The 9,243-nt window shown below is 70.2% G+C and carries 10 protein-coding genes; 6 read left to right on the top strand and 4 right to left on the bottom strand.

Annotation, left to right across the window (positions count from 1 at the left end; genetic code table 11):
- Positions 1–210: 210 nt before the first annotated feature.
- From Aple_RS42480 to Aple_RS42470, 3 genes are read left to right on the top strand one after another with little or no spacing between them, the layout of a single operon-like run.
- Positions 211–1,569, top strand: a complete 1,359-nt coding sequence (locus Aple_RS42480; protein ID WP_155350443.1) for a S8 family peptidase — start codon at positions 211–213, stop codon at positions 1,567–1,569.
- A gap of 4 nt (positions 1,570–1,573) precedes the next feature.
- On the top strand, positions 1,574–1,813 hold the full coding sequence (locus tag Aple_RS42475) for a hypothetical protein (RefSeq protein WP_155350442.1): 240 nt from the start codon (positions 1,574–1,576) through the stop codon (positions 1,811–1,813).
- Positions 1,810–2,376 carry a P-loop nucleotide/nucleoside kinase family protein gene (locus tag Aple_RS42470; protein WP_155350441.1) on the top strand — a complete coding sequence of 189 codons (567 nt, stop codon included), beginning with the start codon at positions 1,810–1,812 and terminating at the stop codon, positions 2,374–2,376. The genes Aple_RS42475 and Aple_RS42470 overlap by 4 nt, the downstream gene beginning before the upstream one ends.
- Before the next feature lie 57 nt (positions 2,377–2,433).
- Here Aple_RS42470 and rpsD read toward each other — a convergent pair whose 3' ends face one another.
- Positions 2,434–3,048 carry a 30S ribosomal protein S4 gene (gene rpsD / locus Aple_RS42465; protein WP_155350440.1) on the bottom strand — a complete coding sequence of 205 codons (615 nt, stop codon included), beginning with the start codon at positions 3,046–3,048 and terminating at the stop codon, positions 2,434–2,436.
- Positions 3,049–3,120: 72 nt separating this feature from the next.
- Between rpsD and Aple_RS42460 the strand changes: the two genes are divergently transcribed.
- A complete protein-coding gene (locus Aple_RS42460) occupies positions 3,121–3,846 on the top strand; it encodes a DUF2470 domain-containing protein (RefSeq protein ID WP_155350439.1) in 726 nt (241 codons plus the stop codon).
- Here Aple_RS42460 and Aple_RS42455 read toward each other — a convergent pair.
- Positions 3,824–5,239, bottom strand: coding sequence for a dihydroorotase (locus Aple_RS42455; protein WP_155350438.1), 1,416 nt, complete (start codon positions 5,237–5,239; stop codon positions 3,824–3,826). The two genes, Aple_RS42460 and Aple_RS42455, sit on opposite strands and share 23 nt — an antisense overlap.
- Before the next feature lie 92 nt (positions 5,240–5,331).
- On the bottom strand, positions 5,332–6,084 hold the full coding sequence (locus Aple_RS42450; protein ID WP_155350437.1) for an IclR family transcriptional regulator: 753 nt from the start codon (positions 6,082–6,084) through the stop codon (positions 5,332–5,334).
- Between the two features lie 98 nt (positions 6,085–6,182).
- On the opposite strand from Aple_RS42450, the gene Aple_RS42445 reads away from it, so the two are divergent.
- Both Aple_RS42445 and Aple_RS42440 read left to right on the top strand, forming a co-directional pair.
- A complete protein-coding gene (locus Aple_RS42445) occupies positions 6,183–7,379 on the top strand; it encodes an NAD(P)/FAD-dependent oxidoreductase (protein ID WP_155350436.1) in 1,197 nt (398 codons plus the stop codon).
- Entirely contained in the window at positions 7,376–8,056 is a 681-nt protein-coding gene (locus tag Aple_RS42440; RefSeq protein WP_155350435.1) for a transporter substrate-binding domain-containing protein, read from the top strand. Before Aple_RS42445 ends, Aple_RS42440 begins: the two co-directional genes overlap by 4 nt.
- A 26-nt stretch (positions 8,057–8,082) precedes the next feature.
- Here the strand turns inward: Aple_RS42440 and Aple_RS42435 are convergent, their stop codons facing one another.
- Entirely contained in the window at positions 8,083–9,219 is a 1,137-nt protein-coding gene (locus tag Aple_RS42435) for an ROK family transcriptional regulator (RefSeq protein ID WP_155350434.1), read from the bottom strand.
- Between the last annotated feature and the right edge of the window lie 24 nt (positions 9,220–9,243).

Genomic DNA, 9,243 nt, shown 5'->3' with positions numbered 1-9,243 from the left:
GCCCTTCCCTCGGGCTCCGCCTGCCCCCGTCATCCCCGTGGTTCCCCCAGGACAGCGGCCGTGACAATCCCGGGGGCCAACTCGCCCCTTGGATTTTCGTGACGTATCGCCCGGTCAGGGCGTGTATGACGGTCTTTATGCGGGTGGACGCGGTCGCGGGCGATGTACGAGGGTGGTCAAGTCCGGCAACCCCCTGCTCCGGAGTGACGCATGCGTGTTCTGATCCAGCTCCGCCCCTCCCCCGACCTCGTCGCCGCCGTGGCCGACCCGACCATGGTCGCCACCACCTCCGACGTGTCCGACGGCCTGCCAGGCGTCGTGCTGGACCACTCCTTCACCCCGGTGGCGGTGCCCCGTCCCGTGCCCGCCTCGCCCAGCGGCGACCCGCTGTCGTTGAACCAGCCCCTCGTCTATTCGATGGCGCCGGACGACGCCTCGGTGGTGCTGCGCGGCGAGGTGTCCGACGACGAGGTGAACATCCGCATGTCGCTGCTGCCCGGCCGCCGCGACGTGGTGGCCGTCTACGCCGATCCGGTCATCGAGACCTCGCTCACGTGCGGGGGCAATCCGCCGGTCGGGGACTGGCAGGACGTCGGGCGGCTGCTGCGGGTGAGCGAGCTGATCGCCGAGGGGCTGGACGGGTCCGGGGTCACGCTGGCCGTCACCGACACGGGCATCAACGCCGCCCATGTGGCGCGGCGGCTCGGGCGGGGCCTGACCATCGACCAGGAGCGCAGCTGGACTCCGCCCGGCGTGGCGGGCGGTCCCGGCGAGTTCGCGGTCGACCACGGCTCGATGTGCGCGTTCGACGCGCTGATCGCCGCCCCGCAGGCGTCGCTGATCGACATCCCGGTGCTGCTGTCGGAGCGTCCCGGCGGTTCCGCGCTGGACGGGCTGCTCTCCGACGCGGTGGCGGCGTTCGCGCATCTGCGTACCGTCCTGGACGCGCAGCCCGCCGCGACCCGCTCGCTGGTGGTCACGAACAGCTGGGGCTCGTTCTCGCCGCGCTGGGATTTCACGCCCGGACATCCCGGTAACTACTCCGACAACCCCGCGCACCCGTTCAATCTGATCGTGGGCAGCCTCGCCGAAGCCGGTGCAGATCTGCTGTTCGCGGCCGGGAACTGCGGCCGGGACTGCCCGGACGGCCGCTGCGCCTACCCCGACCGGCCGATCTCGGGCGCCAACTCGCACCCGAAGGTCCTGTCCGTCGGCGGCGTGGACATCACCGGGGAACGCGTCGGCTACTCCTCCCAGGGGCCTGGGCGGCTGACCGAACGCAAACCGGATATTTGCGCATACACCCACTTCGCCGGATCTCGCGCGTTCGGCGAGGAGTCCCCGGACTCCGGCACCTCCGCCGCCTGCCCCGTCGCGGCCGGTCTAGTCGCCGCGATCCGCACCCAGTGGCCCGCCGCCCGCCTGTCCCCCGGCCAGCTCCGCACACTGCTCCGCCGCAGCGCCGATGATCGCGGCGAGCTCGGGTATGACTATGACTACGGCTACGGCATCGTGGACGTGGCCGGAATCATCGGAGCCCTGCGCAGCAGGGCGGACAGAGCGGCATGACGCCATGGTTCTCATCACCGTACGGCTCACGCGGGGAGCGACGATGGACCTCGCGCTCCGCAAGCTCGGCCTGACCAAGCAGGACGTCGACCTCGGCTACGGCCTGATCCCACTGGATCCGGACAAAGGCAGCTACGGCATGCGGGTCACGCCGGAGGCCGCCGCCAAGCTCGCCGACGAAGGGCACGACTTCGAGGGCCCCTGGTCGGACCCCCGGATCGAGCCGTTCGGCCCGCCGCGTTGACCGTCTGGGTGGTCTCGGGCCCGCCCGGCTCCGGCAAGTCGACCGTGTGCGCGGCCCTGCTGTCCCGCCTGCGCCCGGTCCCGGCGCTCCTGGACAAGGACACCCTCTACGGCGACTTCGTCGCGGCCACCCTGGCCTCCCACGACCGCCCGCCGGGCGAACGCGAGGGTCCCTGGTATGACGAGCACATCAAACGCCACGAATACCAGGGCCTGACGGCGACCGCGCGGGAGATCCGCTCACACGGCTGCCCCGTCCTGCTCAGCGGGCCCTTCACCGGTCAGGTGCACGACGCCGAACGCTGGCGGCTCTGGGTGAAGGACCTGGGCGGCTCTCCCGTCCATCTCCTCTGGGTACGCTCCGACGCGGAGACCCTGCGCGAACGCCTGATCGCCCGGGCCTCGCCCAGAGACACCGGAAAACTCGCGAATTTTCCGGCGTTCCTGGACGCGATAAGAGTGGACGAACCGCCTGCCGTGCCGTACCTGGAGATCGACAACCGGCGCGGCGCGCGGTCGGTGCACGAGCAACTCGCGCGTTACCTGTCCGAGGCCGAGGGATGAGGAAGCCCGCCGCCGGTCCGCACCCGCGCAGGCGGAGATCGGCGGCGGGCTCCCGGCTCAGCGGGAGTAGTGCTCGACGACCAGCTGCTCGTCCACCGGGACCACGATCTGCTCCCGAAGGGGACGGCTCAGCAGGGTGGCGGTCAGGTTCTTGTGGTCCACCGATAGATACGGCGCGATCCGGTCATCGGCGTACAAGCCCTCGGCCGCGGCCACGAACGGCTGCGTCGCCCGGGACTTGGCCCGGACGCCGATCACCTGTCCCGGCTTGACCAGGTAGCTGGGGATGTCGACCTTCTTCCCGTCCACGGTGATGTGACCGTGGTTGACGTACTGCCGGGCCGCGTAGATCGACGGCGCGAGGCCCGCGCGCAGCACCACCGACGCCAGCCGGGTCTCCAGGATCGACACCAGCTCCTCCCCCGACCGGCCGGGACGGCGCAGCGCGAGATCCCAGTACCGCCGCAGCTGCCGCTCCGAGACGTCGTAGTACCAGCGCAGCTTCTGCTTCTCCAGCAGCCGCACCCCGTAGTCCCCCGCGCTCCGCCGGTTGGTCTTGCGCCCGTGCTCCCCGGGCGGGTACGGCCGCTGCTCGAAGTACTTCACCGCCTTCCGCGTCAGCGGGACCCCCGCCCGCCGGGACAGCCGCACCTTCGGACCCGTGTAGCGCACGCTCGCTCCTTTGTGGTTAGGTAAGCCTTACTTAGGTAAGACTAACCTTAGCCCATCGCCAGAAGGAGCGTCATGCAGCACCCGGTCACGGCACCGCCCATCCCCGAGCGCGTCCGCAGCCTCGCCGCCGGCGCCGCCCCCACCCACGTCTCCGTCGCGGGCTCGGCCCTCCCCGCCGCCGCCGTCCGCGGCGGCGTCGACGCCCAAGGCCGCCCGGTCCTCCTGGTCAAGCCCGCCGAACTCCTGTACGACCTGACGGACGAGATCGTCGTCACCGTCGACCTGGTCGCCACCCGCGCCATCGACGGCGTGGACCGCGCCCGCGGCATGCTCAAAGTCCGCGGCTGGGCCCAGCCCGTGCCCCCCGAGCAGATCCGCGACACCGCGATCGCCATCTCCGAACGCTGCCCCGACGAGGACCTCTTCGCCGCCATCGAATCCCGCGGCCCCCGCCTCCTCCGCGTCGACGCCGCCCAAGTCGTCTACCTCACCGGCCAGGAATCCGGCGTCCTGGACGCCGAGGACTACTTCACCGCCGCCCCCGACCCCCTCCTAGACGCCGCCGAACGCATCCTCCACCACGTCAACTCCTCCCACCGCCCCCAACTCGTCCACGCCATGACCGCCCTCCTCGGCACCCCCGTCCCCAACGCCTGGATCTGGGAACTGGACCGCTACGGCACCACCATCCGCACCGCCCCCGACCACCTCCTCCGCCTCCCCTGGCCCACCCCCATCACCTCCCCCGACGAACTCGAACACGCCCTCGCCTCCCTCATGTGCCCCAACCGCCACTAGCGGCGGAGCCGGGGGTGAACCGGCCGAACCCCGGCGAGGACCTGACCTCGCCGTGGTCCATGACGATCTCTCCGCGCACGAGCGTGTAGACGGGGGCGCCCTTGGTCGGCATGCCCGCCCACGAGGTGAAGCCGACCTTGGAGTGCATGTCCTCGTCAGCGAGGACGTTCTCCTGGTTCAGATCCACGATCGTGAAGTCGGCGTCGGAGCCGGGCAGGATGGCGCCCTTCTTCGGGTACTGGCCGAAGATCTTTGCGGGCTGCTCGGAGCTGAACCGAGCGAGCCGCTCCAGGGTGAGGCGCCCGGCATTGACCTGCGTGAGCATGAGCGGAACGAATTCCTGGACTCCGGTGACGCCGAGGGGCACGGAGAAGCTGTCCTCCCAGCCGGGCTCGACCTCTTCGCGGGTGTGCGGCGCGTGCTCAAGGACGAGCACGTCCGCGACGTCCTCGTCGAGCGACTGCCAGGCCCGCTCGGGGCTGTGCGCCCAGTAGTAGCTGAAGGGGCCCATCTTCTCGGCCTGCGCGCGGTTCATGAGCATGGCGCCCGCCTCGAGCTCGGCGTAGACCCGCTGGCCCCACTCCCGCTTGGCGAACTTGATCAGGTCGTACGCGCCGACCGGCATGACGCCCAGGTGCAGCACGTAGAGCCGGGCGCCGGCCAGGTGCGCGTAGTAGAGCGAGGACGCGAGACCGGCGACCATGCCGTGGCCGTACATGTAGCCCTTCTCGTAGGCCTCCCTGTAGGACCGGTTGTCGATCTTGCTCTTGTCGATGTAGTCGCGGAAGACCATGCGCTTGGTCCAGGCCGAGTCGTCGTGGTGAACGGACATGACCACGCCGGCGTCCGCCGCGGCTTCGTAGAGCTCGTAGAGCACACCGCGGTCGGTGACACCCAGTTCGGGGATGTAGGGGTAGGCATCCTTGGGGTGGCGGGTGTTGAACGCCTTGACCGAGATCGCGCCTGCCTTGGCCAGGAGCGAGACCTGGTCAGGGATCAGGCCACCGCCGTTGATGCCGAAGTCGACGTGGGCCTTGCGGGCCGCGATGTCGCGCTTCCGCTCGAAGGTCTCCAGCGTGGTCGGCGGCGGGCTGGTGTTGGGCTGGTCGATGCAGAAGGTGATGCCGCCGGCGGCCGCGGCTCGCGTGCCGGACTCGAAGTCCTCCTTCTCCGGGTAGCCCGGGTCGCGGAAGTGGCAGTGCGTGTGCCACAGGCCGGGCAGAACGTGCAGTCCCTTGGCGTTGATCGTCTTCGTCGCCGCGGTCAGCGTTCCGGGTGTCGCGACCACGCTGATGGCGCCGTCTCGAACACCGACGTCGGCGAGCTGAGGACCGTTGGGGAGATATACGGTCCCCCCGAGGATTGCCAGGTCACATGTGGCGCGAGGGGTCATGCTCTCGATCGTGCGCCGGGCCACCGGGGATCACGTAGCGCGTCTATCGCATAGTGAGAATGAGAACGTGTGCGCGCAGTCGCTGGAGGAGGTCAGCCCCAGGAGCCGTCAAGCCGGGTCGCGGCCTGTTGGAGGAGACCCAGGTACGGCGTGATCCGCGTCCGGATGCGCTCACTGGGGCCCGCCACGGTGAGGCTCGCGAGCACCCGCTTCTTGTGGGTGAGTGGCACGGCCAGGCCCGTCGTGCCGGGGTTGATCTCGCCGTCGGTCACGCAGTAGCCCGCCGCGCGAATGTCTTCCAGTTCGCGTTCGAGCGCGTCTCGGGACACGGTGCCGCCCGCGATGAGCGCCTTGCCGTCGGCGTCGGCCACGATGCTCTCGCGGCGCCGCCGGTCGAGGAAGGCGAGAATCACCTTGTTGGAAGCGCCGGCGTACAGCGGCATGGCGCGGCCCACCTCGTAGCTGAGGCGCACGGGGTGGAAACTGTACACCTGCTCCACGCAGACGGCCTGCGACCCGGCCGGCATCATGAGAAGCACCGTCTCGTGGGTCTGCTGGACCAGCCACTGCATCGTGGGCCGGATCGCCCACAGGATTCCCACCTCGGTGTGCCGTCGTGCCGCGTTGGCCAGGTCGAGCGTGGCGACGCCCAGCCCGATGTTCCCATCGGGCAGCCGCTGGACCATCCCCGCCGACTCCAAGGAGGCGACGAGCCGGTATGTCGTGCTGACCGGCAGTTCGACATGGCGGGCGATGCCGGACACCGACATCGGACGGCGGCCTTCCGAGAGCACCTGGAGCACCTCGGCGACTCGACGGACAGACTGGACACCGCTGGAAGTCATAGGCGTCACATTATCACTATGTGAGAGACAAGCTTCTTGAGCGGGGATCACTGGGCGCAGCTTGGACGGGTCGTCGCATCTGTTTCCGGAGGATTCCCATGACGCGGCAGAAGTACGACGTCGTCGTGATCGGTGCCGGGGTGCTTGGCGCCAGCAGCGCGTTCCACCTCGCCGAACGCGGCCTGCGGGTCGCGGTGGTGGAGGCGAGAACCGGCTACGCCGAGGGATCCACCGGGCTTTCCCTCGCCTCCGTCCGTGCCCAATGGGCCGACCCGCTCAACATCGAACTCTCCTGGCGAAGCATCCAGCGGTGGCGCGACTTCGAGAAGACCTACGGGTTCGACGTGGGCTACCTGCCCAACGGCTACCTCCTTCTCTTCCCCGAGGACACGTGGGCACGGCAGCTTGAGGCGGTCGAGACGCAGCGGTCCTTCGGAGTGCCAGTCGAGGTGCTCACGCCGGAGGAGGCGCAAGCGATCTCGTCATTCGAGTCCGGCGGCATCGCCGGTGCGACATGGTGCCCGACAGACGGGCAGCTGGATCCCCACGGCGCGACCGGTGCCCTGCTCGAATTGGCGAAGCGGCGGGCGGCCAAGGTGATCTACCGCTTCCCGGTCGACCGGATCGAGGCCCAGCCTGACGGCTCCTGGCTCGTGGGTGCGGCTGATCGGGCCGTCAGCGGTGAATACGTGGTGAATACCGCGGGCGGTTGGGCCGGCGAGGTCGGTGCGCTCGCGGGCTTCGAGCTCCCGGTCGTCCCTGTCCGGCACAATGTCTACGCGACCGCCGCCGGCACGGTGGACAAGCTCGTTCCCCTCACCATCGACTGCGGGAGGAGTCTCTGGGTCCGCTCCGAGGGAAGCCGCCTGCTGTTCGGGGCACCCCGACCAGACGAACCCGGCGGATTCAACACCCAACTGGACTGGGAATGGCTGGAAGGAGTCATGACCCTTGCCGCCGACCGCTTCCCATTCCTCCTCGATCTTCCCCTCGACAGGTCGGCCAGTTGGGCCGGCCCTTACGAGAACACCCCCGACCATGACGCGATCCTTGGCCCGGAGCCGTCGGCCCCGACCTGGATCAACCTGTGTGGCCTCTCCGGACACGGAATCATGCAGGCGCCCGAGCTTGGGCGGGTCGTGGCCGAGCAGGTCGCCGACGGAGCGATCACGAGCTACGACGCGACTCGCCTGTCGGTCGAGCGCTTCCGCGACGGCGGCGGACGCGATACCAGCGGAGCCGAGAGCGCCCCGATCGTGGCGACTCCGGGTCGAGTGACAGGAATCCGGACATGAGATTCGCATGGATCGACGAACGACCGTTCAACTACGAGACTGACGGTGTCCTGGCCGGGTGCGATGTGGCGCTCGCCCGCGCGGCGTTCGCCGTGCTCGGGCATCCCTTCGAACCGGTCCATGCCACGTTCGGCGAGATGCTCCCCGGACTCGAGGACGACCGGTGGGACGTGACGACGGGCATGTTCATCACGCCCGAGCGGGAGCGGCGGGCATTCTTCACACGCCCCGTTTGGTCACTTCGTGACGGACTGCTCGTGAGCGACTCCCATCGGTACATCTCCGGCTACGCCGCGCTCGCGGAGGGAGAGTTCATGGTGGCGGTGCTGTCGGGGCAGGTGCAGCGGGATCACGCGCTGCGGCACGGAGTCGCTCCCGCTGATCTCGTCGAGTTCGACACCTACGACGAGGCGGCCGCCGCGGTGCTGGATGGGCGCGTGGCCGCCTACGCGAGCGTGGCGCTGGCCCACGAGGAGCACCTCGCCCTCGATGACCGATCCGGGCTCACCTGTGTCCCGGTGCCGTCATCGGAGGTAGCTCCCGCCCCGGGCGCCTTCGCGTGTGCCTCCGAGGAGATCCGCGACGCCCTCGACAAGGCGCTCGGCCGGCTGCTCGGACCCGGCCTCCCCGGCGAGCCCTCGGCGGACCCCTCGGCGTGGCCGGCTGGGCGCGGCTGAGTCCTGGGTCCGCCCGGCGGCGAACCCTAGATGGCCTCTGGGGACAGGATGTGGTCGGTGACCAGGAGGGCGGAGCCGGTGAGGCCGGCGGCGGGGCCGAGGCGGGTGCGTTCGATGCGGAGGGTGCGGGTGGCCAGTTGGGTGGAGCGGCGGTAGACGACTTCGCGGACGCCGGAGACGAGGGGCTGGAACATTTCGGCGACGTCGCCGCCTAGAACGACGACAGCGGGGTTGAGGAGGTTGACGGCGCCGGAGATGACCTCGCCGAGGTGGCGGCCGGCCTGGCGGACGACGGCCATGGTCTCGGCGTCGCCGGCGCGGACGAGGGCGGTGACGTCGGCGAGGGTGTGGACGTCGCGGCCTTTGGCGCGCAGGTCGCGGAGGATGGCGGTGCCGCTGGCCAGGGAGTCGACGCAGTCGGTGTTGCCGCAGCGGCAGAGCACGCCGCCGCCGTCGCGGACGGGGATGTGGCCGATCTCGCCGGCCGCGCCGAGGGCGCCGCGCAGAATGGAGCCGCTGGAGATGACGCCGGCGCCGATGCGGGTGGAGACCTTCACGAACAGCAGGTCGCCGAGTTCGGCGGCGTAGGCGGCGCGGTGCTCGCCCATGGCGATCACGTTGACGTCGTTGTCGACCAGGACGGGGACGGGGAAGCGGGCGGCGATCAGGGGCGGGATCTCGACGCCGGTCCAGCTGGCCATCACGCGGGCCGATTCGGTGCGCCCGGCGGCGAACTCGACGGTGGCGGGCACGCCGAGGCCGACGCCGACGACCGGGGCGCGGCCGTAGAGCAGCTTGTCCCAGGTGTCCATGACGAGCGGGAGCACGACGCCGGGGCCTTCCTCGACGTCGATGACCACCTCGGTGCGGTCCAGGATGGCGCCGGACAGGTCGCAGACCGCGATCTGGGTACGGCTCGCGCCCAGCGACGCCACCGGCACGAACCCCCCGGCCGTGTTGAACCGCAGCCGCACGGGCGGGCGGCCCCCCGTGGACGGGCCTTCCGCGTCCTCCACGACGAGGCCGCGCTGGAGCAGTTCGGTCACCCGGTGCACCACGGCGGGCCGGGACAGGCCGGTCACCCTGCCGAGGTCGGCGCGGGTCACCGCCTCTCCGGTCCGGATGAGCTGAAGGACCTCGCCGGTCGTGGCTAGACGTGACATCACGCCGAAGCTAAGCACACGAAC

It is taken from the genome of Acrocarpospora pleiomorpha (assembly GCF_009687885.1).
In the GTDB taxonomy this organism is placed as follows: Bacteria; Actinomycetota; Actinomycetes; order Streptosporangiales; family Streptosporangiaceae; genus Acrocarpospora; species Acrocarpospora pleiomorpha.
This window is presented reverse-complemented; position numbering and strand designations above follow the sequence as displayed.

Excerpts from the sequence above, each read along its gene's own strand:
- Aple_RS42460 (WP_155350439.1), top strand. The coding sequence starts at position 3,121 with ATGCAGCACCCGGTCACGGCACCGCCCATCCCCGAGCGCGTCCGCAGC.
- Aple_RS42440 (WP_155350435.1), top strand. The coding sequence starts at position 7,376 with ATGAGATTCGCATGGATCGACGAACGACCGTTCAACTACGAGACTGAC.
- Aple_RS42445 (WP_155350436.1), top strand. The coding sequence starts at position 6,183 with ATGACGCGGCAGAAGTACGACGTCGTCGTGATCGGTGCCGGGGTGCTT.
- Aple_RS42480 (WP_155350443.1), top strand. The coding sequence starts at position 211 with ATGCGTGTTCTGATCCAGCTCCGCCCCTCCCCCGACCTCGTCGCCGCC.
- Aple_RS42475 (WP_155350442.1), top strand. The coding sequence starts at position 1,574 with ATGGTTCTCATCACCGTACGGCTCACGCGGGGAGCGACGATGGACCTC.
- Aple_RS42435 (WP_155350434.1), bottom strand. The coding sequence starts at position 9,219 with ATGTCACGTCTAGCCACGACCGGCGAGGTCCTTCAGCTCATCCGGACC.
- Aple_RS42450 (WP_155350437.1), bottom strand. The coding sequence starts at position 6,084 with ATGACTTCCAGCGGTGTCCAGTCTGTCCGTCGAGTCGCCGAGGTGCTC.
- Aple_RS42455 (WP_155350438.1), bottom strand. The coding sequence starts at position 5,239 with ATGACCCCTCGCGCCACATGTGACCTGGCAATCCTCGGGGGGACCGTA.